Origin of the sequence: Candidatus Endoriftia persephonae, assembly GCF_023733635.1 — a bacterium.
Lineage (GTDB): Bacteria > Pseudomonadota > Gammaproteobacteria > Chromatiales > Chromatiaceae > Endoriftia > Endoriftia persephonae.
The window spans coordinates 2,359,771-2,385,266 of the sequence record NZ_CP090569.1; the positions used below are offsets into that span (position 1 = coordinate 2,359,771).

21 protein-coding genes are annotated in these 25,496 nt (G+C 60.1%); 7 read left to right on the forward strand and 14 right to left on the reverse strand.

Annotation, left to right across the window (positions count from 1 at the left end):
* Positions 1-139 precede the first annotated feature (139 nt).
* The 3 genes from L0Y14_RS10620 (at position 140) to arfB (ending at position 2,954) form a co-directional block, all read left to right on the forward strand.
* Entirely contained in the window at positions 140-2,113 is a 1,974-nt protein-coding gene (locus L0Y14_RS10620; RefSeq protein ID WP_005961819.1) for a monovalent cation:proton antiporter family protein, read from the forward strand.
* Between the two features lie 122 nt (positions 2,114-2,235).
* Positions 2,236-2,541, forward strand: a complete 306-nt coding sequence (locus tag L0Y14_RS10625; protein WP_006475062.1) for a hypothetical protein — start codon at positions 2,236-2,238, stop codon at positions 2,539-2,541.
* A complete protein-coding gene (gene arfB, locus L0Y14_RS10630) occupies positions 2,541-2,954 on the forward strand; it encodes an alternative ribosome rescue aminoacyl-tRNA hydrolase ArfB (protein WP_005961813.1) in 414 nt (137 codons plus the stop codon). The genes L0Y14_RS10625 and arfB overlap by 1 nt, the downstream gene beginning before the upstream one ends.
* Before the next feature lie 7 nt (positions 2,955-2,961).
* On the opposite strand, the gene L0Y14_RS10635 is transcribed toward arfB, so the two are convergent.
* Genes L0Y14_RS10635 through L0Y14_RS10645 form a run of 3 tightly spaced genes read right to left on the reverse strand, consistent with a single transcriptional unit; the run spans position 2,962 to position 6,036 of the window.
* Complete coding sequence (locus L0Y14_RS10635; RefSeq protein ID WP_006475063.1) at positions 2,962-3,483, reverse strand: ferritin-like domain-containing protein; 522 nt, start codon at positions 3,481-3,483, stop codon at positions 2,962-2,964.
* A complete protein-coding gene (locus tag L0Y14_RS10640) occupies positions 3,480-4,304 on the reverse strand; it encodes a 2-oxoacid:ferredoxin oxidoreductase subunit beta (RefSeq protein ID WP_006475064.1) in 825 nt (274 codons plus the stop codon). The genes L0Y14_RS10635 and L0Y14_RS10640 overlap by 4 nt, the downstream gene beginning before the upstream one ends.
* Before the next feature lies 1 nt (position 4,305).
* Positions 4,306-6,036, reverse strand: a complete 1,731-nt coding sequence (locus tag L0Y14_RS10645) for a 2-oxoacid:acceptor oxidoreductase subunit alpha (protein WP_039960060.1) — start codon at positions 6,034-6,036, stop codon at positions 4,306-4,308.
* A gap of 159 nt (positions 6,037-6,195) precedes the next feature.
* Here L0Y14_RS10645 and L0Y14_RS10650 point away from each other — a divergent pair, with 159 nt between their 5' ends.
* Complete coding sequence (locus tag L0Y14_RS10650) at positions 6,196-8,292, forward strand: asparagine synthetase B family protein (RefSeq protein WP_006475067.1); 2,097 nt, start codon at positions 6,196-6,198, stop codon at positions 8,290-8,292.
* A gap of 37 nt (positions 8,293-8,329) precedes the next feature.
* Here L0Y14_RS10650 and L0Y14_RS10655 read toward each other — a convergent pair whose 3' ends face one another.
* Both L0Y14_RS10655 and L0Y14_RS10670 read right to left on the reverse strand, forming a co-directional pair.
* Positions 8,330-14,920, reverse strand: coding sequence for a PKD domain-containing protein (locus L0Y14_RS10655; RefSeq protein WP_270104647.1), 6,591 nt, complete (start codon positions 14,918-14,920; stop codon positions 8,330-8,332).
* 357 nt (positions 14,921-15,277) lie between these two features.
* Positions 15,278-15,442, reverse strand: a complete 165-nt coding sequence (locus tag L0Y14_RS10670) for a hypothetical protein (RefSeq protein ID WP_240991575.1) — start codon at positions 15,440-15,442, stop codon at positions 15,278-15,280.
* Between the two features lie 56 nt (positions 15,443-15,498).
* Between L0Y14_RS10670 and L0Y14_RS16380 the strand changes: the two genes are divergently transcribed.
* The 3 genes from L0Y14_RS16380 (at position 15,499) to L0Y14_RS10680 (ending at position 17,086) form a co-directional block, all read left to right on the forward strand.
* Positions 15,499-15,621 carry a hypothetical protein gene (locus tag L0Y14_RS16380; RefSeq protein ID WP_005958997.1) on the forward strand — a complete coding sequence of 41 codons (123 nt, stop codon included), beginning with the start codon at positions 15,499-15,501 and terminating at the stop codon, positions 15,619-15,621.
* Between the two features lie 285 nt (positions 15,622-15,906).
* Complete coding sequence (locus L0Y14_RS10675) at positions 15,907-16,257, forward strand: inner membrane CreD family protein (protein WP_006473856.1); 351 nt, start codon at positions 15,907-15,909, stop codon at positions 16,255-16,257.
* Between the two features lie 145 nt (positions 16,258-16,402).
* Positions 16,403-17,086: a c-type cytochrome gene (locus L0Y14_RS10680; protein ID WP_005958995.1), complete on the forward strand. Its 684-nt coding sequence runs from the start codon at positions 16,403-16,405 to the stop codon at positions 17,084-17,086.
* Positions 17,087-17,149: 63 nt separating this feature from the next.
* Here L0Y14_RS10680 and L0Y14_RS10685 read toward each other — a convergent pair whose 3' ends face one another.
* From L0Y14_RS10685 to L0Y14_RS10725, 9 genes are all read right to left on the reverse strand, one after another.
* On the reverse strand, positions 17,150-17,977 hold the full coding sequence (locus L0Y14_RS10685) for an ABC transporter permease (protein ID WP_005958994.1): 828 nt from the start codon (positions 17,975-17,977) through the stop codon (positions 17,150-17,152).
* Positions 17,977-18,546 (reverse strand): multidrug ABC transporter ATPase, encoded by a 570-nt coding sequence (locus tag L0Y14_RS10690; protein ID WP_006473857.1) that lies wholly within the window; start codon positions 18,544-18,546, stop codon positions 17,977-17,979. Before L0Y14_RS10690 ends, L0Y14_RS10685 begins: the two co-directional genes overlap by 1 nt.
* Positions 18,536-19,402 carry an ABC transporter ATP-binding protein gene (locus tag L0Y14_RS10695; RefSeq protein ID WP_005958992.1) on the reverse strand — a complete coding sequence of 289 codons (867 nt, stop codon included), beginning with the start codon at positions 19,400-19,402 and terminating at the stop codon, positions 18,536-18,538. The genes L0Y14_RS10690 and L0Y14_RS10695 overlap by 11 nt, the downstream gene beginning before the upstream one ends.
* Before the next feature lie 39 nt (positions 19,403-19,441).
* Positions 19,442-20,413 (reverse strand): NapH/MauN family ferredoxin-type protein, encoded by a 972-nt coding sequence (locus L0Y14_RS10700; RefSeq protein ID WP_005958991.1) that lies wholly within the window; start codon positions 20,411-20,413, stop codon positions 19,442-19,444.
* A 1-nt stretch (position 20,414) separates the two neighbouring features.
* Positions 20,415-21,314, reverse strand: a complete 900-nt coding sequence (locus L0Y14_RS10705) for a 4Fe-4S binding protein (protein WP_005958990.1) — start codon at positions 21,312-21,314, stop codon at positions 20,415-20,417.
* Between the two features lie 33 nt (positions 21,315-21,347).
* On the reverse strand, positions 21,348-22,718 hold the full coding sequence (gene nosD, locus L0Y14_RS10710) for a nitrous oxide reductase family maturation protein NosD (RefSeq protein WP_006473859.1): 1,371 nt from the start codon (positions 22,716-22,718) through the stop codon (positions 21,348-21,350).
* Entirely contained in the window at positions 22,715-23,911 is a 1,197-nt protein-coding gene (locus L0Y14_RS10715; protein ID WP_005958988.1) for a hypothetical protein, read from the reverse strand. Before L0Y14_RS10715 ends, nosD begins: the two co-directional genes overlap by 4 nt.
* Positions 23,912-24,033: 122 nt before the next feature.
* A complete protein-coding gene (locus L0Y14_RS10720) occupies positions 24,034-24,726 on the reverse strand; it encodes a c-type cytochrome (RefSeq protein ID WP_006473861.1) in 693 nt (230 codons plus the stop codon).
* A gap of 302 nt (positions 24,727-25,028) precedes the next feature.
* Positions 25,029-25,346 carry a c-type cytochrome gene (locus L0Y14_RS10725; RefSeq protein ID WP_005958985.1) on the reverse strand — a complete coding sequence of 106 codons (318 nt, stop codon included), beginning with the start codon at positions 25,344-25,346 and terminating at the stop codon, positions 25,029-25,031.
* Between the last annotated feature and the right edge of the window lie 150 nt (positions 25,347-25,496).

Genomic DNA, 25,496 nt, shown 5'->3' on the forward strand with positions numbered 1-25,496 from the left:
TTCTCCCCCTCCGTGCCATCAGGCCAACCACATGGCCTGGTGGCATGAAACTTCCCGCCCTGCTTTATCCCCATCACAGGTACGCCCTATTTTTCCTCGCACTAGGTTATGATTCCCCCTCCATAGTTGAGGGACCCGCATGGATCACAGCCCACTGAATGATGTCCTGGTGCTGCTCGCCTGCTCGGTGGGGGCGGTCGCCATCTTCCGCCGTTTTCATCTGCCGCCGATCCTCGGCTATTTAATGGTCGGGGTGCTCACCGGCAGCCACGCCCTCGGCTGGGTACCGGATGGCGAAGCGATCCATCTGCTGGCCGAGGTGGGAGTGGTGTTCCTGCTCTTCATGATCGGCCTGGAGATCTCCATCCCGCATCTGCTGGCGATGAAGAGCACAGTGCTGGGGCTGGGCAGCGCCCAAGTTCTGATCACCCTTGGCCTTGCCGGGGGCATCGCCTGGTATCTGGGGGTGGAGTGGCAGGGGGCGCTAATCCTCGGCGGCATCGTCGCCCTCTCCTCCACTGCAATCGCCACCAAGCAGCTGATCGAACAGCTGGAGATGCAATCACGCCATGGCCGCATCGCGCTCGGCATCCTGCTATTTCAGGATCTGGCGGTAGTGCCCTTCCTGGTGCTGATCCCGATCCTCGCCGATCCCGGCGGCGGCTCCATGCTGCAACCGATGCTATGGGCCCTGGCCAAGGCGGCATTCGCCTTCGCCCTGATGTTCGCGCTCGGCCACTGGGCGCTGAGGCCGCTGTTTCATATGGTGGCTGGGGCCCACTCCATCGAGCTGTTCACCCTGACCATCCTGTTGGTCTCCCTGGCTGCCGCAGCACTCACCTACCAGCTCGGGCTGTCCCTGGCGCTGGGGGCCTTCCTTGCCGGGATGATGCTGGGCGAGACCGAGTACCGACATCAGGTCGAGGCCGAGGTGCGCCCCTTCCGTGACGTACTGATGGGACTCTTCTTCATCTCAGTGGGCACCCAGCTCGATCTGATGGTGCTGCCGGAGATCTGGCACTGGGTGGTGCTGATCACCCTTGGTTTGATCCTCGGCAAGGCAGCCATCGTGATCGCCATCACGCACTTTGGCGGCCACGAGTTCGGCGTCGCCCTGCGCAGCGGCCTGGTGCTCGCCCAGGGTGGTGAATTTGGCTTCGCCCTCATCACCCTTGGCATCGCCCAGGGGCTGTTCAGCAGCGAGGTCACCCAGCCCGTGCTGGCCGCCATCGTCCTCAGCATGATCCTGGCACCGCTGATCATCCGCCACAACGGCACCTTCGCCAAACAGGTCTGCGCCAACTACCTGGGGCGGCGGATGGCGCAGGCACAGAACCTCTCCCAGGCGAGCGACGAGCTCTCCGGCCATGTGATCGTCTGCGGCTTCGGCCGCATCGGCCAAAATCTGGCCAGCTTCCTCAAAGAGGAGGGCTTCGACTATGTCGCGCTGGACCTCGACCCGGTACTGATCCGCGAGGCCTGGGAGGCAGGTGAACAGGTCTTCTACGGCGACAGCCGTAACGCCGAGATCCTGCACAGCGCCGGTATCGAGCGGGCGCGGGCGCTGGTGGTGACCTTCCACGACCACCACCTCAGTGAACAGATCATCCATACCGCCCGCAAGGTCTCAGCCGAGATCATGATCGTCGCCCGCACCCACGACGACCACCACCTGGAAGATCTGGAGCAGGCGGGTGCCAACGACGTGGTGCCCGAGTCGATCGAGGCCAGCATGATGCTCGCTGCCCACACCCTGCGCCATCTCGACGTGGATAAGGGCGAAATCGACGAGCTGATCGAAAAGGCCCGCGCCGACCACTACAGCCGACTGCGCGGCTACTTCCACGGCGAATCCTTCGAAGACCAGGTCGAGGAGGAGGACCACTTCCACCGCCACAGCCTGGTGCTGACCGAGCAGTGCCGGGCGGTGGGCAGACGCATCGGCGAACTGGGGCTGGCGTCCCATGATATCGAGGTGATCGGCCTGCGCCGCCACGGTATTCACGGCGAAACGCCAGACCCTGAGATCATCCTGCAGGCCAACGACACCCTGATCATCCAGGGACCGCCGAAAAAGCTGGAGCATGCTGAGGAGATTTTGGTGCGCGGTTGATGCGTTCACAGTCTCATTGCCACCCGCCAGAACCAGCAGTTGCAGGCATTGGAACTCAATAGCGCCTCAGCTACCATCTCTTAGTTCTTGGAATGGTGCGCAAAATGTCAGGAGAAACGATCATGCTTTTTGAGGCGTTGATCTGGTCCATTCCGGCCGGGCTGATCCATTTTGCGGTCATGGGGGCGCTCTACGGCAATCCTTTTATCGACACTCTGGCCGATCTCTGGCTGAGAGAACTAATTCCAGTTGATGGCCTCCAGGCGGCCTTGATACTAGGCCTGCTTTTCGGCGCACTGCGGGTCTATCCACGCTTTTGGAATATGTGGATCCAGTCCACCTATCCGATGCAGCTGCTGCGGATTGAGTTTGTGAATGGCCTGATCGGCACGCTGGTGATCACGATCAGCCTGGAACTGCTCCTCTAATGCTGCGCATATCAAACCAGGTCACAATCCCCCTGGAGGAGATCGAACTGAGCGCGATCCGCGCCCAGGGAGCCGGCGGGCAGAACGTCAACAAAGTCTCCAGTGCAGTGCATCTGCGTTTCGATATCGCCCAGTCGTCCCTGCCTGACTTCTACAAACAGCGGCTGCTGACGCTACGCGACCGGCGCATCAGCAGCGAGGGGATCATCGTCATCAAGGCACAGCGTTTTCGCACCCGGGAGAAGAACCGGACCGATGCGCTGGAGCGGCTACGCGAGCTGATCTGCAGCGTGGCGGTGGTACGTAAGAAGCGTATCGCAACCAAGCCGAGCAAAGGCGCCCGGCAGCGGCGTCTCGATGAGAAGTCAAAACGGGGCAAGCAGAAGTCGTTGCGGCGCAAGGTGGAGCATTGACCCCACCCTACTCCGGGCTGTTTGGCGGATCGAGATCTTCCAGCGGGGTCTCCACCTCCACCTCCTGCAGCCACTCCTCCAGCATCTTGACGTGCCAAGCCTCCTCCTCAACCATCTCCTGGGCCTGCCAACGCACGTTGGCATCCGGCGAGGTCTCGGCCACCTGCAAGTAGAAATCCCGCCCACGGATCTCGTTAAACAGGGCGATCTGCAGCGCCTGGGCAGTGTTCATCAGGTAGTGGGCCTCCTCCATGCAGGAGGATTCGGGGCTACCTGGGCAGGTCCACTTGAACTCCCAAGGGGAGATCTCCGGCAACTCTAGCCCTTCTGCCCGCACCCGGACCTGGTTTGCGTGCTCCTGACTGAAACCCGCCATGCGCCGGAATAGCTCCGCCACCTGCGGATTGTTATGGATCTCCATGCTGTCGGCCAGCTCTTCATAGTGCTCCACCGAGGCCTCTTCCAGCTCCAGCGCATGAGCCAGGAACTCCACCAGCGACTCGATGATCCGGGATTGATCACTGCTCATACTAGAAATTCCTCTTCGAGTCGGGCCAGCGCGCTCATCACCTGATTTTCCAACTGCCAGACTGGCAGCTCACCCTTGTAGATCAACCCGGTGGAGCGGCCATCATCGGCCTGGATAATCCGTGCCGCCTCCACCGGATCATCCACCGGCACCCCATCAAAGGGATGGACCTGCTGCTTCCACTCACGCTGCTCAGGGCGGAAAGTGACACAGCTGCTCAACACCTGCACAAAGGCGAAGCCCCGATGCTGGATCGCCTCCACGAACAACCGCGTCAGCTCGGCCGGATCGCCAGAGTAGCCACGGGCGATAAACCCCGCTCCTGCCGCCAGGGCGATCGCCGCTGGCTGAAAGCTAGGGATGCCGGTGCCGTGGGGGGTCATCTTGCTAGAGAGCCAGTCGGGCCGGGTGGTGGGCGAAGCTTGCCCCTTGGTCATGCCATAGACCTCGTTGTCCATCACGATGTAGGTGATGTCCATATTGCGCCGGCAGGCGTGCAGGAAATGATTGCCGCCGATCGAGAAGCCATCGCCATCACCGCCAGCGGCGATCACCGTCAGATCGGGGCGCGCCGCCTTGAGGCCAGAGGCGAGCGCCAGCGCGCGGCCATGTACGCCGTGAAAACCGTAGCTGTCGAGATAGGCGGGCAGGCGAGAGGAGCAGCCGATACCGGAGACCAGCGCCACCTGATGTTTCGGCAACCGCAGATGGGCCAGTGCCCGGGTCAGCGCAGCCAGCACCGCGAAGTCGCCACAGCCCGGACACCAGACCGGCTTGATCGCCGATTTGTAGTCTTTCGCCTTGAGTGCAGGCACGCTCATCTCAGCCTCCCGATCCACCGATCTCATCCAGTGCGCGCAGGATCCGTCCTGGCCGCAACGGCAAGGGCCCAGGCTGGGCCAGCGAGTGGGCAGAGTCCGGCAACGCCCCCTCGGCCCGCAGATAATGATAGAGCTGGCCGGAGTGGTTCTGCTCCACCACCAGAATCTGCTCCACCCCCTTTAGGGCCTGATGCAACGCGGCACTCTGCAGCGGCATCAGCAGGCGCAGTGCGATCACCCGCAGCACCTCCCCCTGCTCCTCCAGCCGCCGCACCGTATCTAACACCGCCCCGTTGCTTGAGCCCCAGGTGATGATGCAGCGTGGCCCGCTGCCGCGGATCTCCGCCCAGGCTTCGCCAAAGTCGAACTCCGCCAGCTTCTGCGCACGCTTGGCGAGCTGTTCGCGATGATCCACCGCCATGCTGGAGGGGGTTCCCTGGCGGTTGTGCTCCAGGCCATCGGCGGTATACATGCCGTCCGGGGTGCCCGGCAGGGTCATCGGTGAGATACCCGTCTCACTAACCTGATAGCGCAGATAATCATCCGCCGGCCGCGTCTCCACGCGTCGGCTCAACCCTAGCTCAACTGCCGCTGGCGGCGATACCACCGCCCGTGACTGCCCGAGGGATTGGTCGGCAAGCACCAGGGATACGGTCTGTAGATGCTCCGCCAACTGTACCGCCCACTGAGTGGTGAAGACGCAGTCCACGATCGACAGGGGCGCCAGCACCAGATGGGGCGCATCGCCATGCATCCCGTAGAGGGCGATATTCAGATCGGACTGCTCCGACTTGGTGGGGATGCCGGTGGAGGGCCCACCGCGCATCACATCGACCACAGTCACCGGGGTCTCACTCATCACCGCCAGCCCCAATCCCTCCATCATCAAGCTCAGCCCCGGCCCCGAGGTGGCGGTAAGCGACGCCACCCCGCCAAAGGAGGCGCCGATGATCATGTTCACTGAGGCCAGCTCATCCTCCGCCTGCAGCAGCGAGCCGCCAAGCTGTTCCAGCCGTGGCGCCAGCCACTCCAGCATCTCGCTGGCCGGGGTGATCGGGTAAGCTGCGACAAAGCGCACCCCACCACGCAGCGCTCCCAGCGCACAGGCCTGGTTGCCGCTGAGGTTCCAGCGCTCTTCTTGAGGCTCTTCTGAAGGCGGTGAAAAACGCGCCTGCAACGGCTGAGCATAACCGAATTCGAGAGCCGCCAGCGCTCCCGCCACCACCCGCTCCCCCTTGGGACCGAGGATGCGATTCAGCGCCTGCTGAAGAGAGGCAAGCGAGAGGCCGACGACCCGCCCTGCGGCCCCCAGAGCCACCATATTGATGCGCCCTCCTTCGAGGCTGGCGGCGAGCTGCTTAAACGCCACAGGCTGGAATTGCGCACCGTTGCCACGCAGCTGCAACGGCACCTCACCAACCGCCGGATCAGCCAGAATCAGGCTCTGCTCAGTAAGCGGGATCTCATCGGCAAAACGCTCAGCATTCCTCCAGTCGAGGGCCAGCAGCAGGTCAAATCTATCCCCCATGCAATCAACCGCCGAGGGGGAAAAGCGCACCATCGCCGCCGACTCACCACCACGGATCTGCGGTCCTGCCGAACGCATCATCACTCCCTGCAGACCGGCCAGCGCCGCCGCTTCCAGCAGGATGCGCCCGGTCGTGACAGCACCGCTGCCACCGGAGCCGGTGATGGCGATCGAGAAACTCCGAGTTCTGTTGCTGGCATTCATCCTATCGGTCCAATCTATCGTCCTCTCCTGCATTCAATGATAGGCGAGCCAGCAAGCGGATCCTTGGGCTAGATCAACTGCGGCTGACCAAGGTAACGGGATCGGTTTATGATGGGCGCCCGCTTTCAACCGAGCAGCAGAGAAGGAATCGGTGTTGTTATGTGTGGTTTCTCAGGCATTCTGTTTCACAGCGAGTCGATCAGAGATCGCTTCCCGCCAGCGCTCAATGGCTTTCGCCAGGCTGCCCGGCGCATCGCACACCGCGGCAATACCGAACACCGGGAACAACTGAGTGAACGCTTCTGGCTGAGCCACTACCGGCTGGCGTTCCAGGATATCAGCGCCGGCCAGCAGCCGATGCCAAGCCACGACAGGGAACATCTGATCCTCTTCAATGGCGAAGTCTACAATCACCTGCAGTTGCGCGACGCGATCGTGCGCCAGAGCGGCATCCGCTTCAAGACCCGTAGCGATACCGAAACCCTGATTGAGGGCTGGAAGGCCTTCGGCGAGGTATTTTTCGAGCAACTCGAGGGCGAGTACGCGTTTGTGATCCTGGCCCGCAACGGCAGCGGCTTTATCGCCCACCGCGACCGTTTCGGCGTCAAACCGCTGTTTCTGCACGCCGACGGCATCGACAGCCGCACCTTCGCGAGCTTCTCCCCAGAGTACAGCTTCAGCAGCGGAATCCTGGAGTTCGCCAGCGAGATCAAGGGCATTACCTCTCCAAAACGCTGGAACCGGGATGGGCTACTGCGCCAGTTCGTCGGCCTGTTCGAGCCGATCTGCACCCCCTTTGAGCAACTGATCCAGATCCCTCCTGGCGCCATCCTGCGAGCACGGCGCAATGGCGAGGCTTTCAACTGTACGCTACGCACCGCCACCACACCGATCCGCCAATCCGTCCGCGGCAGTCGACTGGCCTGCGAGGATGAGTTCGAGCAGGCCTTCAGCCAGTCGGTGCAGGAGCGCCTGCTGAGCGATGTGGAGTTGGGGGTCTACCTCAGCGGCGGGGTCGACTCCAAGGCGGTCGCCTTCGAGCTGGGCCGGCTCACCGGGCGCGAGCAGCCGATGAAAACTTTCACCGTCGGTTTCAAACAGGCCGGTTACGATGAATCAGAAGAGGCGCTGCGTTTTGCCCGTCATCTCGGGTTCAATCCCCACCTGGTACGGATCGACGGCACAGCGCTCGACTACGCCTATCCACTAGCGGTGCAGAACAGCGAGCTGGTGCAACCCTTCACCAACGGCGCCGCCAAATGGTGGCTGAGCCGCTTCACTCGCCAGTATGTACACGGTGTACTCACCGGTGACGGTGCCGACGAGCTGCTCTGCGGCTACCCCAGTTACCGCTACGCCAACTGGTGGCGATTTGTGATGCGCGGCCGCGGGCAGGCCGAGACCCGCGGCGAGATTCTGCAGCTGCTGGAGAGAATACCCCTCGGCACACGGGGACGGGACCAACTCTACAACGGGCGTTTCGCCGCCCACAGCAAGAACCCCTGGCTGGCTGGATCGAGTGCGGCCGGCAGCGGCCAAGACTTTGTCGACAGCATCCGCCTGCTCGGCGTGCCCCATCCGCTGTTCGGCCAGATCCAGGCGATCACCCAGGCGCTGCTCGGGGATGAGGCGGAGAGCTGGCTGGCTAGCCAAGCCAGCTCGATCCAGAGCTGGTTTGGCGCCGGACTGGCGATCAACGACGCCCTCTGTGCCCCCGACAACGCCCTGCTGGTGTGGCAGAACTACTTCGCAAAGACTCATCTGCCGGTGCTGATTCTCAACTGGGTCGGCGACCGGATGGAGATGGCCAATACCTTGGAAGGCCGCACACCATTTCTCTCCGGGCACATGCGCCGACTGATCCACGCCCTGCCCGATCACGCCTTGGTCAGCGGTCTGCGCGACAAGGTGCTGTTACGCCGCAGCTACGCGCGTCGGTTTCCGCCGGAGTTTGCCCAGACGCCGAAAAAGCAATTCAACGCTCCCTTCCTTGACTCGGCGCAGTTGATCAAGCGATTCAACAGCGACCGGGTTTTCGAGCTGTGCGGCCTGACGGAGGGGCTCCGACTCCAGGGGCTGCTGGACCAGGCCAAGGCAGTTGAGACGCAGGATCCGTTCCTGGCGACGCACCTTCGCTCGGCTCACCAGACCGCGATCTGTCTCAGTATCGTTCATCAGAGTATCGTTAAGGGTGAGCAGATCGAGCAGGATCCTGAATTCGAGCAGCATTACCTTGCGCAGGGTGGTCCTGTATGACGGCCGGTTTTTCGCTAGCCGCGCTTCATCGAACTGTTCAATCCTCATTCTCATCCTCCGGTAGTTCGTGGCAGAGGTTACAGCCGATCGGCTCACCCCGAGCGATATCAACTATCTCATTATCTTCTATCTCATAGTGACGAGCTGCAGCAGCCGCAGAGAGCACAGTTCCCAACAGATCGGCACCATGACAGCTGCGACAGGCGTCAGGGTCATCCTTGAAGAACTCCTTGTGCTCATGGTCGGTCCAGCGCATGTCACCCCGGTTGTGCATGCCATGCGGACCGCCTAGTGTCATCGGCAGACTGCCCGGTTCATGGCAAGTCTCGCATTCGATGATGGTGCCGCTGTGGCCCTGCAACTGGGTGGCAGTCACATTGTCGTTGGCATTCGGCATCGGGTTGGGAAAGATCGCATGGGTGCTACCGTGGCAGCCCTCGCACATCACTCCACCGTGGCCCGTACTCAGGCGATAGAGAGGCTGGTTCTCGGTGAAGCGTGAAGCGGGCGAACGGATCGGCTCTGCAGTGATGTCGTCGCTGCGGTAGGCCTGCAACAGACGAATCCCATCTGGCGCCACAATCAGCCCCTCACCCTCATGGTTCGGATTGAGCGCATCACCGGTATGGCAGGAACCACAGCCCGGTTCGCTGCCCCAGGGCACCCGCTTGCTCAAGTCGGCTCCCTCCGGATAGGGGGTATGCGGGAGGTTTTCGGTGAAGTCATCGCCCACCTGAACCATGCTGCCGTGACAATCCTGGCAGACCACCCCGCCAGCCGCCATGGCACCGCGCAGACACTGGGTGTTCTTACCCGGGTGACACTGGTAACAGGTCGCCTGTAATACATCAGCGGCCTCATCCAGGGTGCGCTCACCCGGCAACGGCATCTGCGGAAAGAGTGGCTCATCAGCAAACATCAGCTCACCGTGATGCTGATGCATCGCCCGCGACATCGAAACATGGCTGGTCTGCTGACGACCGCCAGACTCCGGATCATCATCCACCGGCCCCTGCTGTGCCAGATCGAGAGCCGGCGAGTAGTGGCACTGGGAACACTGCACCGGCCGTTGATTATCGAGATCGGTGCCATGTTTGGTGTCGTGCAGCCGCAGGATGTTGATCTTGGCAGCATTGTTGTGCTTCTCCGGCCCGGGGATCTCACCATCATTGAGTGCCTGACTCACATAGTCGAAGGAGACCGATGCAAAGTCGGCAGCAACACCACTATAGCCATCATCGGTGGTGCCATGGCAGTTGACGCAATCCGCCTCGGAAGCCACCGGCACCACGATATCGGTGCTGGCAAGATCCTCACCTGTTGCCTTATCGACGGCGGTGATTGTCATCAGCGGATAGGCGTTAGAACGTCCCTGATCATCGATCGGTAGGAGCGGAATGCCATCTGCGGCAAACCAGTTCACGCCTTCGATGGTGGTGCCAAACGGCAGCGCGGCAAAGAAGGGCAGATCCCGATCAAAGCGCTTGAACGCCTGCGGCTGATTCGCATTGTAGGGATCAGAGATGCCTGGCATCACCTGTTGATGCACCACCAGGTTGCCCAGCGCCAGCTCCATCAGATCCGGCACCGGCAACCCCAGATCGGGCGGCAGATGCTCAAAACCCGAGAGGATGCTAAGGCCATTATCAAACGGATAGAGTGTCCCATAACCCCCATAGGCCAGCGTATTGGCGTCCTGAATCTCCCAGAAGTTGCTCTTATAGACCTCACCGTTCTGGCTGGTGGTATTTATCGAACCCGCACCCACCGGATCGTTGGCACTGCTGGTCGCCACATAGGTCAGCTCGAGCTGGGTATCGTCGAGGATCTCCGGCGACTGCCCCTCCCCCCCCTTCTTGACCACCTGGGCATGAACCACATTGAATGGCGGCAGAATGCTGAACACCTGGTAATCGAGATCAGCGCAGTGCATGCCAAGATCGTTGGCAGAGATAACAACCAGATCACCATCGATCGGCTGACCTCCGCCACCACCACCGCCCACGGAACCATCACCAGTAGTGAGCAGCAGGTCGTCAAACTGAATCCGGGTCGACTCGTTGGCCGCGGTCTTCTGGTTGTTGTAGCCGCCCAGGATCAGGCGGTGGCTGCCGGCGGACAGGCTGCCGAGGTTGAGCTCAACCTGCTGCCAACCGGTGGTCTCGTCCGGGCCGCCGTTACCGTTGCCACTGATCTGGTCGATGTGGTCGTTGGGCGAGACGCCGATCAGCACGCCGTCGAGGCTGATCAGGATCTGGCTGAGCTCATTGTCTTCGTAGAACGGGCTCTGGGTCAGGTTGTAGCGGAAGCTGAGGGTGACCTCGCTGAGGCCGCCGAGTTCAAAGTCACGCTGCCAACCGCCGGACATGCCGAAGATGTCGTCGCCGTTGATGCCGCCCAGCACCACTTCGAGACCGCCGCCGCTAAAACCGCCAGCGGGCTGGTGGCTGCCGTCGGCGAAGCCCGGGGCGCTGGTGCCGCGATAGGCGTCGTCGACATAGCTGAAGCCGTCCGAGTCGCTGTCGAAGCCGGTCTCGATCAGGGTGGTGTTTTGCGTGATGGTGACCGTCGCGCTGGCGCTGATGCCACCGTCATCGGCCAGGACGGTGAACGGGCCACCGGCGCTGCTGGCGGTGAACCGGCCGGTCTGGTCGATGGTCCCGCCGCCGCTGACGCTCCACACCGGGCTGGTGGCGATGGCGTTGCCGTACTGGTCGAGGCCGCTGGCGCTGAACTGCTGGCTGGTGCCGACGCTGAGCGCGGCGCTGCTCGGGTTCAGGCTGAGGCTGGTCAGCACCGGCAGTGCGCCGGTGGTCGCCTCGGCAGCCTCGCCGGGCGCACTCTCGTTGCCCGCCGCATCGTAGGCGGTCACGCTGTAGCTGTAGGTCGTCTCGGGATCGAGGCCGCTATCACTGTGGCTGGTGGTGGTTGCGGTGGCGATCTCGGTCTCGTCGCGGAAGATCCGATAGCCGGTGACGCCGACGTTGTCGGTCGCTGCCGACCAGCTCAGATTGATGGTGGCGGGACCGTTCGCGCTGGCGCTGAGGCCGGTGGGGGTCCCGGGCGCCTCGGTGTCGGGCACATCACTGACGCTGATCGTCACGCTGGCGCTGCCGGTGCCGCCCTGGTCGTCGGTGACGGTGAGGGTCGCCGTGTAGCTGCCGGGGCTAGTGTAGCTGTGGCTCGGGTTGGCCTCACTCGCGCTGCTGCCATCGCCGAAGCGCCAGCTGTAGCTCTGGATGCTGCCGTCGGCATCAGTTGAGCCGGCGCTGCTGAAGCTCACCTCGAGGGGGGCCACACCGTTGTCCGGGGTGGCGCTGGCCACCGCGGTGGGCGGCTGGTTGCTGCTGGTGGTGCGCAGCAGCAGGTCATCGAGCTGAATCCGGGTCGACTCGTTGGCCGCGGTCTTCTGATTGTTGTAGCCGCCCAGGATCAGGCGGTGGCTGCCGGCGGACAGGCTGCCGAGGTTGAGCTCAACCTGCTGCCAACCGGTGGTCTCGTCCGGGCCGCCGTTACCGTTGCCACTGATCTGGTCGATGTGGTCGTTGGGCGAGACGCCGATCAGCACGCCGTCGAGGCTGATCAGGATCTGGCTGAGCTCATTGTCTTCGTAGAACGGGCTCTGGGTCAGGTTGTAGCGGAAGCTGAGGGTGACCTCGCTGAGGCCGCCGAGCTCGAAGTCACGCTGCCAACCGCCGGACATGCCGAAGATGTCGTCGCCGTTGATGCCGCCCAGCACCACTTCGAGACCGCCGCCGCTAAAACCGCCAGCGGGCTGGTGGCTGCCGTCGGCGAAGCCCGGGGCGCTGGTGCCGCGATAGGCGTCGTCGACATAGCTGAAGCCGTCCGAGTCGCTGTCGAAGCCGGTCTCGATCAGGGTGGTGTTTTGCGTGATGGTGACCGTCGCGCTGGCGCTGATGCCACCGTCATCGGCCAGGACGGTGAACGGGCCACCGGCACTGCTGGCGGTGAACCGGCCGGTCTGGTCGATGGTCCCGCCGCCGCTGACGCTCCACACCGGGCTGGTGGCGATGGCGTTGCCGTACTGGTCGAGGCCGCTGGCACTGAACTGCTGGCTGGTGCCGACGCTGAGCGCGGCGCTGCTCGGGTTCAGGCTGAGGCTGGTGAGGATCGGCAGTGCGCCGGTGGTCGCCTCGGCAGGCTCGCCGGGCTCACTCTCGTTGCCCGCCGCATCGTAGGCGGTCACGCTGTAGCTGTAGGTCGTCTCGGGATCGAGGCCGCTATCGCTGTAGCTGGTGGTGGTTGCGGTGGCGATCTCGGTCTCGTCGCGGAAGATCCGATAGCCGGTGACGCCGACGTTGTCGGTCGCTGCCGACCAGCTCAGATTGATGGTGGCGGGACCGTTCGCGCTGGCGCTGAGGCCGGTGGGGATCCCGGGCGCCTCGGTGTCGGGCACATCACTGACGCTGATCGTCACGCTGGCGCTGCCGGTGCCGCCCTGGTCGTCGGTGACGGTCAGGGTCGCCGTGTAGCTGCCGGAGCTGGTGTAGCTGTGGCTCGGGTTGGCCTCACTCGCGCTGCTGCCATCGCCGAAGCGCCAGCTGTAGCTCTGGATGCTGCCGTCGGCATCAGTTGAGCCGGCGCTGCTGAAGCTCACCTCGAGGGGGGCCACGCCGTTGTCCGGGGTGGCGCTGGCCACCGCGGTGGGCGGCTGGTTGCTGCTGGTGGTGCGCAGCAGCAGGTCATCGAGCTGAATCCGGGTCGACTCGTTGGCCGCGGTCTTCTGATTGTTGTAGCCGCCCAGGATCAGCGTGTGTGTCCCGGCGGACAGGCTGCCGAGGTTGAGCTCAACCTGCTGCCAACCGGTGGTCTCGTCCGGGCCGCCGTTACCGTTGCCACTGATCTGGTCGATGTGGTCGTTGGGCGAGACGCCGATCAGCACGCCGTCGAGGCTGATCAGGATCTGGCTGAGCTCATTGTCTTCGTAGAACGGGCTCTGGGTCAGGTTGTAGCGGAAGCTGAGGGTGACCTCGCTGAGGCCGCCGAGTTCAAAGTCACGCTGCCAACCGCCGGACATGCCGAAGATGTCGTCGCCGTTGATGCCGCCCAGCACCACTTCGAGACCGCCGCCGCTAAAACCGCCAGCGGGCTGGTGGCTGCCGTCGGCGAAGCCCGGGGCGCTGGTGCCGCGATAGGCGTCGTCGACATAGCTGAAGCCGTCCGAGTCGCTGTCGAAGCCGGTCTCGATCAGGGTGGTGTTTTGCGTGATGGTGACCGTCGCGCTGGCGCTGATGCCACCGTCATCGGCCAGGACGGTGAACGGGCCACCGGCGCTGCTGGCGGTGAACCGGCCGGTCTGGTCGATGGTCCCGCCGCCGCTGACGCTCCACACCGGGCTGGTGGCGATGGCGTTGCCGTACTGGTCGAGGCCGCTGGCGCTGAACTGCTGGCTGGTGCCGACGCTGAGCGCGGCGCTGCTCGGGTTCAGGCTGAGGCTGGTCAGCACCGGCAGTGCGCCGCTGGTCGCCTCGGCAGCCTCGCCGGGCGCACTCTCGTTGCCCGCCGCATCGTAGGCGGTCACGCTGTAGCTGTAGGTCGTCTCGGGATCGAGGCCGCTATCACTGTAGCTGGTGGTGGTTGCGGTGGCGATCTCGGTCTCGTCGCGGAAGATCCGATAGCCGGTGACGCCGACGTTGTCGGTCGCTGCCGACCAGCTCAGATTGATGGTGGCGGGACCGTTCGCGCTGGCGCTGAGGCCGGTGGGGGTCCCGGGCGCCTCGGTGTCGGGCACATCACTGACGCTGATCGTCACGCTGGCGCTGCCGGTGCCGCCCTGGTCGTCGGTGACGGTCAGGGTCGCCGTGTAGCTGCCGGGGCTGGTGTAGCTGTGGCTCGGGTTGGCGTCGGTGGCGCTGCTGCCATCGCCGAAGCGCCAGCTGTAGCTCTGGATGCTGCCGTCGGCATCAGTTGAGCCGGCGCTGCTGAAGCTCACCTCGAGGGGGGCCACACCGTTGTCCGGGGTGGCGCTGGCCACCGCGGTGGGCGGCTGGTTGCTGCTGAGGGCGTTGAGGCTCAGGTCGTCGACCAGCAGGGTGGTGTATTCGGTGTAGTGGGTCTTCTGGTTGTTGTAGCCACCCAGGGTCAGGCGGTGGCTGCCGGCGGACAGGCTGCCGAGGTTGAGCTCAACACTCTGCCAGCCGGTGGTCTCGTCCGGGCCACCGTTGCCGTTGCCGGTCACCTGATCGATGTAGTCGTTGGGCGAGACGCCGATCAGCACGCCGTCGATGCTCACCAGTATCTGGCTCTGCTCGTTGCTTTCGTACCAGGCGCTCTGAGTCAGATTGTAGCGAAAACTCAGCACCACCTCGCTCAGGCCGCCGAGCTCGAAGTCACGCTGCCAGCCGCCAGACATGCCGAAGATGTCGCTTTTGTCGATACCACCCAGATCAATCTGCAGGGCCGCCTCGGTGGGGTTCCAGCTACCATCCGCATAGGCGGGTGCGCTGGTGCTGCGGAAGCTATCGTCCTGATAGCTGAAGCCATCCGCACCGCTGTCAAAGCCAGTCTGGATCAGAGGCTCGGCAAAGGCATTGAGGCTCAAAAACAGGATGACGATGAAGAGCAGTTCAGCGGAGCCGGGCCAATTGAGGGGGTGTTTGATCGTCATTGTCTACCTTTATTGTTATTAGGTGGTGCTACATCCCAGGCGTATCTGACCTCTGCGGAAACGAATGGACATCGTATTCGCGCCGCACGGGTAAGCGTTGCCGATGACACGCCATACCAAAAACGGAGGAAATCACCTCACGCCAACCTGCAGGCTGGGCATCAGATATAGGGACTGTCACAATTTTTTGCAAAATTCAGGCCACAATTTAATTCCCCTATAACGACCAATGACTTAACTGAATAACAAAAGAGGGCTGGCAAAGCCTCTGTAAAGATCCCCGACACCTCTCCCCCGGCGTTCGCCCCGTGGAAACAGATAAAACGCGCTAGATACCAGCCTTAATATCCTGAGCAGTCAGTAAATTCCCTGGCAAAATGAACGATCCGCTGCCAGAGCAGAGCCAAAAAAAATGTAAATCTTGCCGACACCCGCGCTGACAGCATTACTCCAGCAGATTTTCCCGCATCTAACTCCCGTCACATGGGTTTTGATGCCAGCAGATTGCCACAGTTTTGCCATCAGGCCTCCTGAATCATCCGGCTCAATAGTCCAGGTAATAACTGGAGGAACGAAGTATGACTGGCATTCAGAAGATCCTGACCCGGCCCCAGCAGGAAAACCCGGCACTGCGCCTGCTGATCATCTTTGGGCTGATCCTGCTGCTGCAGATCCCTCTATCTCAATGGTGGATGGGTTGATCGCTGAACGGAGTTTAAGTCGTGAGCAGGCGGCGCAGGCGCATGCCCGGCTGGCCAGCGAAACCCGCCGTAGAGGCATCTACGAGATACCGCCTACCAGGCAAAGCTGCAACTCTCCGGTCGCTTCAGGATCGAAACCATCTCGAATGAGTACCCGGGATACACGGCGCACTAGGATCGGGCCAGCCTGGTGATCGTGATAAGCGACCCGAAGGCAATCGATTCGGCCAGCCCGCTGATGTGGGGCGGGCAACCGCTCGAACTCCAACCAGGTGTGCGGGCTGGTTGGCGGGATGTGCCATCACACTCTTCTCTCTGCTGCTATCGCTGGCGGAGCAGATCGGTTTTACCGCAGCTTACTGTGTGGCAACCCTGCTGACCATCGGCCCGATATATGGATACACCCGCAGAATTCTCACCAGCAGACGCCACGCCGCCCTGATCAGCGGCGGACTAAGCACCCTCTGCGGCTACCTATTTGCCCTGCTGCATGAACAGGAGTACGCACTGCTGGCCGGCTCCATCGGACTATTTCTGATGCTTGGCCTGGTGATGTACCTGACCCGTAATATCGACTGGTATCAGACCGCTGAGCAAGTTGCTGAGAAACGACCAAAGCAGAATAAGAGGGAATAGAATAACCAACCAATTTGATATAGATTAATGCCCACCCGTGGGCGGCCCTGTTTCAATCCTTTATTATCCGTAACAGAGCCGCTCGCGGCACGAACCAGCCGTAACAAAAAACTCACGCCGTAAACGGCACCCCAACAGAGAACAGATGCAAATACTTCGATACACCACACTCCTGCTCGGTTTCACCCTGCTACTGCCCCCCTTCAGCCTGGCGGCCCACGACTATGACCCGGACAATGGCGAGGAGATCAACGAGCTCTGCGCCGGCTGTCACGGCGAGTATGGCCAAGGCGGCAAGGATGGCGAATATCCCCGCTTGGCGGGGATGCCGCGTGAATTCATCGCCCTCCAGCTACACCTGTTTCGTGACCGCGAACGCCCCAACCTGGCGATGGTGGAGTATGTGGATGACCGCCAGATGCCAGATGAAGACATCCAGGATATTGCGATCTACCTGGAGAGCGTTCGTCTGAAGACCAAACTGCCGCCGGTAGACGAAACCGCCCCTGACTTCGACGCCTATGCCCGGCTGCTGGCGTCGAAGAAGCTAATGCAGATCCCGCGCGCGCCGGGGGATATCGCGAAGGGCCAGTCGCTTTACCGAAAGGAGTGCGCCAGCTGCCACGGTCGTGAAGGCTTGGGTGACCAGAAAAAAGCCGTACCGATGCTAGCCGGCCAATACACCAACTACCTTTGGCGGCAAGTGAAGAAGTATCGCAACAAGATCCGCATCCACGATCCCGAAGAGCCGGATGAAGAGCTGCTGGCAGATTTCAGCGACCAGCAGCTAGGCGATATCTTCGCTTATCTCTCCATCGTTGATGATTAGCAGGTTGTAGGAACGGTCTCAGACGAGTGCAGTTTAGGAAGGTTTTTCAGCAGCCTGCCAGGATCATGGCAGATCGCTGCGTTTAAAGAAAAAATAACCCAGGCCGGCACAACCAGTACCCAGCAGGATCGGATAGATCAGCGCATAGGCGATGTAGCCGCTCTGGCCAAAGTTGTCGAGGATCACGTAAGCCGTCGGACCAAGCAGCACCAGCTGCGGGTCGAACAGCATCATGGTGGCGGTGCGGAATACCTGCATCGGATTGGCCAAAGCGAGCGCCACCGCGGTCTCCGGCGGCAGGTTTTCGCGGATCATCACCCCGAGCAGGATCAGATCGAGAAACAGTAACAGGGTCAGCCAGACCACAAACGCCGCCCCCTGCGCCACATCCGAGGAGCGCGCCAGGGTCGAGATCAGCATACCGATACCGAGAAAACACCAGGCCAGCGACATCAGCAGAGCAGTGTAGTAGATCAGCAGATCCCAAGGGATCTCCGCCCCTTTCACCATGCCCCAGGCGGTGGCCCCGAGCATCGCTAGAAACACCGGCAGAAACACCACGAAGAAGCGGCCGAAGACCCGCCCCCAAAACCAAGCGCTGAGGGTGATCGGCAGCGACAGCAGGTATTCGAAGATCCCCGCCTCCCGATCCCCCGCAACCGAACGCACCGTGGTGATCAGCACAAACACCGGCAGCATCGCCATCGACAGTTGGATGTAAGTGATCAACAGCCGCGACAGGCCGGTGAAACCCATGATGCGCGACTCAGCCAGGCCAAAGGCGAAAAGAATCACTATCAGGCCACCAAAGACCATGGAGTAGACCATAAACCAGCGCGCACGCAGGGATTCAATGATATCGGTGTAGGCGGTGAGCCAGAGGTGTTTCATCAGGGTTTCTGCTCGGGAATGATGGTGGGTAATGTCGACTCCGCCCGCTGCGCCTTGCGTGCGGCATCACGCTGCGCCGCCTGCTGCTTGAAGCGCTCCAGCAGATGCACGCCGTGAATATTGAAGCGCTCCTCGACCTTGAGGATATGCTGCTTGGCTTGCTCGAAATCGAGCCCGCCCTCGAGTGGCTCTGGCTGGGCGCCCAGGCCAAACTCCATCGGCGTGATCTTGCCTTTTACGTAGGTAGCGACGCGGGCGTCGATCCACTCGCCATTGCGGTGGTCGGTGACCCAGATCTCGGTGCGCGGATCATCTTTCCAGGGCTGCTCTTCGAGCCATAAGATGGCACAGCCAATGTCGTCAAAGACGACCACTCGGGAGCGGGTTTTTCCCTCGGGGAAATAGCGAATCTGGGCCGAGAAGTTACGATCGCTCAGTACCATGCGGCAGCGCTCGCAGGCATCCCGATCCCACCTCACATCTTTTGGGCCTGTGCCCGGATCGCCGGAGCAGGCGGCAAGCAGCAACACAAGGCCAACCGCCAACCAGCAGGCAAGCTTATGCGGCATCCGCTTCGGCCTCATCCATCTGCATCCCCGCCAACAGCGCCGCATAGCGCGACAGCAGGCCGAGGAAACGCAACCGGTCGGGGCCAGCGATGACACCGCTCCAGCTCAAGCCGTCGGCCGAGCCGCGAAACCCCCACTCGCCGATCGCCTTGGCGAACGCCTCGGCCGGCTGTACCAGTCGCACCTGGACACGTAGCCGCGAGGAGAGCTCCACCAGATCGGCTACCTGGTCGTCCAGCACCACAAGGCCCTGGTCCATCTCGATCACCCGATTGACCAGCGAGGCCACCTCGTCAAGACGGTGGCTGGAGATCAGCATCGCCGCGTTCTGCTGCTTCTCCGCCAACAGCTGGAAGAAGATGTGGCGCGCCTCCGGATCGAGGTTGGCAGCCGGCTCGTCCATCACCAATAGTTCGCTCTCGCGACCCAGGGCGATGGCGATCAGCAGCTTCTGTTTCTGCCCGCCGGAGAGTTTGACGAAGGGCTGATGGCGGAACTTGTCGACATCAAAGCCGAGCTGGCCCGCCACCCCGATCATGCGCGCCGGGTCGCTCCCGCAGAGGCTAGCGGAGAAGCGAATCAACTGCCCCACTGGCATGCGCAGCGGCGGCGGCAACTGAGGCACGAAGCCCACCATGGAGAGCACTTCGCGGCGCTGTTTACGTGGCTCCATGCCATCCACCGTAACCCGCCCCTCGCAGGTGTATTCGCCCAGCAGACAGCGGATCAGGGTGGTCTTGCCAGCACCGTTGGAACCCACCAGCGCGACCCGCTGGCCGCGCTCGATGGTCAGCTCTACGCCCTTCAGCACCTCATGGCGACGAAAACGTTTGACCAGATTAGAAAAGTGGATCATGCAATATGCGACCGCAACTATCAGGCCTGTTAACAGGCCCTAGAGAAATTTGTTTAACCCTTTGACTTCATAAGTCAACGAACTGGTAGGACAGACATCCACACACATGCCGCAGCGAGTGCAGTCTGCGCCCACATCCTGATTCACATCATAGGCCGCGCCACGAATGGTCAGATCCAACACATGCGGGACCAGACAGACCTTACGGCAGTCACCCTCATGGTGACAGGCCTCGGCATTGTACTTGACCCGCACCGGCGACAACACACCCACCACACCGTAGGTAACGCCAATCGGGCAGACATAGCGGCACCAGGCACGGCGCGAGTAGAAAACCTCAAACAGCAACAACGCCCCGACCCAGAGCAGCGCCACTCCCGGGCCATAGATCAGTGCCCTACTCAGGATGCCTGTGGGGGAGATCGTCTCGAACACGGTATAGCCCGAGAGCAGTGCCAGCAGGGCAAAGATCAGATAGAAGACGGTGCGGGTACCGCGATGGAAACTATGGTTCTTGATGATCTTCTTCTTCACCAACCAGAGGTGCAGATACTCCGCCCACTCGGAGAGCAGGTGGTAGGGGCAGACCCAAGAGCAGAAGGTGCGGCCACCGAGCAACAACCACAACACAAACACGGTGGTGGTGCCGATCACCAGATTCAGCACAATATGCTTGTATGCCAAAGCCACCTGCAGTGCTGAGTTGAGATCCGCCATGTGAAACCCCACAAAGCGTGATGCGGTAAGCGCGCCTTCCAGCAGCTGCACGTCGAAATAGTAGGAGACGACAAACAGCAGATTGACCAGTATCAGGGTGATCCAGCGCCGCCGCTGCCATTTATTACAGCAGGTATTCCTGTGTTCATGGCGTACTGTCTCAATCTCGGCTTTGGAGAGATTGCCTTTCTTGCCCTGATAGATCTCCAGCAATTCGGTCGGCTGCTCGCCCTTGGCGGGCCGACGGGGTTTGGCGCCAAATATCTGTGACAGGGAGTCTCTTATGTAGCGCATATCAACCTCCCAGCGTATCCGTAGTTTTATCCAGATCGATCACAATTGCAGCGGACTCGACCGGACAGATCATTTCACAGACACCGCAACCGACGCACCCCTCCTTGATCACGGGTTCCATCCTCGTCTCCCCATTGGGCAGCTCGAATGGCTCCAGCGCAATCGCATGCTTTGGCGGACATTCGTTGCCATGCTGTTCCGCTACCCGTGCGACCTTGCCGCTATCTCCAGAGGCTGCGGCCTGCTTCGCCTTTTCCGCACACTGGGTGATACGAATCTCAATAGGACACTGGCGCACACAGAGATCGCATAACTCCAGGTCGTAAGGGTGATCCGCCACCGGAATGGGATTCCAGCGGTCCACCTTGTCATAGCGTAACAGTCCTTCATAGTCCGGCCCCCTGGCCTGACCTTTGAAGCCTTTACCCTGTACTGCAAGGCAGGCACCGGGACGGGCGAGACGAGCAAAACCCATACGGGCATCGGCTGGGTAGTCGAGATGATGGGTCAGGGCACCGGTTGGACAGGCCAATACGCACTGCAAACCATCGCAGGAGAAATCGCAGGCCTGCGCTCGGGCATCGATATAGGGAACACCGACACCAAAGCCATCATTGAGGTCCGCCAGTTTGATTGCATTGACCGGACAGACCTGCACACACTGGCCACACTTGATGCAGGAGGCAAAAAACTCCTGCTCATCATCAGGGGTCTTGATCGCACCGGGGGGGCGCAGCCGGATCGATGCCCCCTGCACCACGGGGATAATCCCAAGCAAGGATGCACCAACCACTCCCACAGTCAACGCAGTGGAACGCAGGAACTCCCGCCGGCTCTGCTCTTTCCGCCGTGGTGAAAGCGTTTTTTTGGCGTTGGGTTTTTTCGTCGTTTTGTCACTCATCAGAGACCCTGCCTCCAGAAATTTGAGCTGTTACTACCTTCCCAGCGATTCTCTTAGCGCCTTTAGCGGATCAAAAGCTTCCTGACTTTCCCCCTTGACGCCCTCAGTTGTTTCGCTGGTCACAGCAGACCCACTCTCCGCCCCCAGCTCGGTAACAACTGCCTGAGCTAGTTGAGCAGTCATCATCGGCTTCTTGTCCCGAACCAGCATATTTGGGCGGGTAAACGGAGCAAGGCGCTCCAGAAAATCCATCACTTCCAATACCGGTGCACCTTTGAAAAAACGGGCAGGCGGCACATCCATCCAGATTCTGTCGGCATAACTGTATAGCTCGTAGGGCTTATCACCCACGCCGTCGCGATCCTGGTCGAAACCTTCATAATCATCCCAGTAGTTTCCGAGCCAGTCGTTCCTATTTGCCGTTTTGCCCGCACCGGAAACTGCGACCTGAGTAATATTACCCTTAAAGCTATTGCCTTCCAGGATATTCCCCGTCCAATCATTCAAGAACAGCATACCAATCCCACTATAGGCGATCAGATTATTCTTCAGCCGATTGGTCGTATCAGGATCATAGGGGGAGATATCCAGATAGATGCCGGTGGCGCAATAGAGAATCTGATTGCCAACGATATCCACGTCGGACGTCTCTTTAAAACCAATACCCATCCCAGTTGGGCCTTGAGCGTGGGCAATATAGTTATTCTTCACCTGTACGCCGTCGCTGTACATCAGGAAGATACCCACAGAATTATTTTCGTAGTGGTTCTCAAGCACCTCATTGTATTTTGAATACATGAAGTGCAGAGAGTAACGGCCACCACGGGAATCGTTACGGGCAATCAGATTGTCCGCCGAGTACCAGACGACCATATCCCGGGAATTGCGAATAATATTGTCTGTAATCTTATTGTTGAAACTGTACCAGAGACGCACAGAATCACCCCGCATGCCAAGATCGAAAGGCTTGGAGGAGATGCGGTTGCGCTGCACGAGGTTGTTCTCGGACTGCTGGAGGTCAATGCCGAACAGGGTGTTGTCGATGACATTATCCTTGATGACATTGAAGTTACCACGAACCTGGATGCCCGAATCGATATCGTTGTGGGACTCACCGGAGTTGGTCAGATGCAGATTTTTGAGGGTTGCGCCATCGGTATCCAGGTAGATAACGGAGCCCTTACCGCCAGCATCGATGGTGACCTTCCCCTGACCGTCGATGGTGATGGCACTCTCGATGGTCACCGGCCCGGCATAGGTGCCGGGCGGTGGAATCAGCGTACCGTTAGGATCGGCCGCATCGATCAGCGCCTGGAAGGAAGGATAGGCTGCCTGGCTGCTGCCCAAAGGCAGCAACAAAAAGGCCAGACAGATCAGCGCATGTGACCAAAGCGATGGCTTCAATCACTCGACTCCTTAAACTGTTTCTTACGGATCAATGCCGCCACAATCAGCACTACCGAGGTCAACAGCATCAAAAAGAAGCCTGTGTAGGGATAGGAGTGGGTCGCAAACTGAGCCACTTTACCATCACCAAATACTGTCGGCATGAAGGGTTTGACCGAAAAGGCGCCCATATCATTCAGGGTGTGGCCATACCACCAGAGCCAGGCCGAGTAGTCGATAATGAAGAAAACAGGCAACGCCATAGGCACCAGCACCAGCAACCAATAGAAGAAGCCATTATTCTTCCGCGCGCCGACCACAACCACCACCATCGCACCAATCAGGCCAATGAATACCACATTGATAGCTAGCTCCAGGGTGGCGACCATCGGCACGATCTCTTCCTGGTTATTAAAGTAACGGCCCAAACTTTTCGCATAGTGCCAGGACATGACCTGGAACGAACTACCGTTCCAGGGCTCCAGCGTATCCGACTTGACCTGGTCGATGTCGTAGGACGTTCTGAGCTGTTCAATCAGGTGTGCCTTGCTGGCATGGACCTTGTTAGCCTTTGCCTTTTTCGCAGCAACCTCAGACGGAAGGATGACCTCCACTCCAGACTCCTCCAGCGAGTCTTTCAGGACGCCGGTAATCCCGCCTATCACGATTTCGGGCTCTGCGGATTCGCCGGACGCCTCCTGGTCAAGGGAGGTCACCAGCGCGGTGACAAATCCTTCATTCTGCAGATTAAAACCATCCTCACCATACAGTGTGAGGGACATCCAGATGGCAATGCCTGCAAAACCGGCACTCATTAACGCCATACGGATTTTCGGTTTGGTGCAGATAAATCCCAACAGCATAACGGCCATGAACACCATCAGAAACTGGCCGAAGCCACGCTCTACCGGACCACCCGCAGCAATCGGATACATGCCGACGTAGTGGTTGATGGTATCCATCTCATGCACGCAATCCAGCGCTTCATCTTCAGTGATTTCAGCTTTATCCTGCTTTTGACAGCCGTTGAAGACGCCATTCATATGAAAATGGATCCGCACACCATCCGGGAAGGACTCAGGCGGATAGTTTGGCGCCGTGAGAGAGACCCACCAGATTGGGCTGTAAAAGATGGCCGCAAGCAAACCTGCAGCGATCAGAGAAAGTATTGCGACTTGGAGCGTTTGCTTGTTTTGCATAATCACTGACATGTTATTGAGTCCCCTGGTGAGCCTTAAGGAGCCTCTGAACGAAGCTCCTTAAGCGGCTCCCGGGGAAATATACGGGAAAGCCTGCACCGGATATTCCAGGCATCCGGTGCAGCTGTCATTGATTAATCGTAATCAGGATTCTGGTAATCTGTGGAAGGAGCAAGGTCCTTAGCAGGAACCTTCTGACGGGATACGTAATTGATAACCATCTTCATATCCATGTCAGAGAAACCTTTGATCTGTTTCACCATGTCAGGGTTTGCATTGCGACGTTTACCGTCACGAATCCACTCGAACTGGCGCAGCATATAGGCGTAGTGCTGCCCCTGGATCCTAGGATAGAACTTTTCGTTACTGCCTTCGCCATTGTCGCCGTGGCACTGGGTGCAGTTGTCGGCGTAGAGCTTCTTACCCTGCTCAAATTCCGGCGTACCCTCTGCCCAGATGCCTTTGCCGTTGTCCGGATTCATCGGCAGCTTGGAGATATAGGTGGTGACGTCAGCAACCAGCTGTGCAGGCTTTATCTCGCCTTCATGATAACCGGCCACCGCCAGGATCTGTTCATCCAGAGCAAACGGGTACATGGTGGGGTTGTCACGGTTCTTGGCACGGATATCGGTCAGCTGCTTTATCAGCACATTCCGGTGCTGTCCGGCCAGCTGGGGAAAGGTGCCGTCCTTCAGACCCCAGCCTTCCAGCAGATGGCAGGCGGAACAAACTTCATAGACCGCAATGCCACGCTCCCTGTCTGGCGTCAGGAGCATCGCCTCGGTCTTCTCACCACCCGCTTTGTTCCAGTCTTTGACATCCGTCACCTGGGCATCGCCTTCTCCCGCAAAACTGCTACTGGAAACGGCTAACCCTAAAGCCAGTGATAGGGTCGTCAATGCAGATTTAATACTCATTACAAGTTTTCTCCTGTTCCCCGGTGCCGGGGCACAAATACTTTAACGCAGACCAGGTCGAGTTCACCGACCTCTTGCCTGACCGGAAATTCAACCTCTATTCCGGAGACGGATTCTTCCACGGGGAATATTAGCGCTCATTGATATACGTCAAACCCCGCTACGGAAATGAACCCCACAGCGGATCCAATCTCATTGCAAGATTATTTTGACTATTGAGTGGTGAGCCAATCGGCGATGGCACGCATCTCTGCCTCGGAGACCAAACCCATCACCCCTTTCATGGCAGCAGTCTGACCATTATTACGAGCACCGGACTTAATATCTTTCATCTGGTTGAAGGCATAGTCGGCATTCTGACCGGCCAGCTTGGGATACATGGGCATGATCGGGGTCTTGGCATCTTTGCCGTGGCAGGACCAGCAGGTCTTGCTTTGAAAGAGCGCCGCACCGTCAGCAGCAACTGCATTGCCAAGCGCGCCAAAAGAGAGTGTAGCAGCTACTGCGGCATAAGAGATCAATTTCAACATTAGTATTTCCTCTTTCTTCAGACAAAGTCACCCAGACTAGGCAACCATTTTTCATGGGGACGGAGTCTCTCACCGGGTAAAGCACCCCGCATTGAGCAACATCAAATAGAAGCCCCTCAGCAAATTATGGCTCATAGTGATGTATATATC

Bases quoted from the DNA above. Each gene is read 5' to 3' on its own strand.
- L0Y14_RS10620 (WP_005961819.1), top strand. From the start codon at position 140: ATGGATCACAGCCCACTGAATGATGTCCTGGTGCTGCTCGCCTGCTCG.
- L0Y14_RS10625 (WP_006475062.1), top strand. From the start codon at position 2,236: ATGCTTTTTGAGGCGTTGATCTGGTCCATTCCGGCCGGGCTGATCCAT.
- arfB (WP_005961813.1), top strand. From the start codon at position 2,541: ATGCTGCGCATATCAAACCAGGTCACAATCCCCCTGGAGGAGATCGAA.
- L0Y14_RS10635 (WP_006475063.1), bottom strand. From the start codon at position 3,483: ATGAGCAGTGATCAATCCCGGATCATCGAGTCGCTGGTGGAGTTCCTG.
- L0Y14_RS10640 (WP_006475064.1), bottom strand. From the start codon at position 4,304: ATGAGCGTGCCTGCACTCAAGGCGAAAGACTACAAATCGGCGATCAAG.
- L0Y14_RS10645 (WP_039960060.1), bottom strand. From the start codon at position 6,036: ATGAATGCCAGCAACAGAACTCGGAGTTTCTCGATCGCCATCACCGGC.
- L0Y14_RS10650 (WP_006475067.1), top strand. From the start codon at position 6,196: ATGTGTGGTTTCTCAGGCATTCTGTTTCACAGCGAGTCGATCAGAGAT.
- L0Y14_RS10655 (WP_270104647.1), bottom strand. From the start codon at position 14,920: ATGACGATCAAACACCCCCTCAATTGGCCCGGCTCCGCTGAACTGCTC.
- L0Y14_RS10670 (WP_240991575.1), bottom strand. From the start codon at position 15,442: ATGGCAAAACTGTGGCAATCTGCTGGCATCAAAACCCATGTGACGGGA.
- L0Y14_RS16380 (WP_005958997.1), top strand. From the start codon at position 15,499: ATGACTGGCATTCAGAAGATCCTGACCCGGCCCCAGCAGGAAAACCCG.
- L0Y14_RS10680 (WP_005958995.1), top strand. From the start codon at position 16,403: ATGCAAATACTTCGATACACCACACTCCTGCTCGGTTTCACCCTGCTA.
- L0Y14_RS10685 (WP_005958994.1), bottom strand. From the start codon at position 17,977: ATGAAACACCTCTGGCTCACCGCCTACACCGATATCATTGAATCCCTG.
- L0Y14_RS10690 (WP_006473857.1), bottom strand. From the start codon at position 18,546: ATGCCGCATAAGCTTGCCTGCTGGTTGGCGGTTGGCCTTGTGTTGCTG.
- L0Y14_RS10695 (WP_005958992.1), bottom strand. From the start codon at position 19,402: ATGATCCACTTTTCTAATCTGGTCAAACGTTTTCGTCGCCATGAGGTG.
- L0Y14_RS10700 (WP_005958991.1), bottom strand. From the start codon at position 20,413: ATGCGCTACATAAGAGACTCCCTGTCACAGATATTTGGCGCCAAACCC.
- L0Y14_RS10705 (WP_005958990.1), bottom strand. From the start codon at position 21,314: ATGAGTGACAAAACGACGAAAAAACCCAACGCCAAAAAAACGCTTTCA.
- L0Y14_RS10715 (WP_005958988.1), bottom strand. From the start codon at position 23,911: ATGTCAGTGATTATGCAAAACAAGCAAACGCTCCAAGTCGCAATACTT.
- L0Y14_RS10725 (WP_005958985.1), bottom strand. From the start codon at position 25,346: ATGTTGAAATTGATCTCTTATGCCGCAGTAGCTGCTACACTCTCTTTT.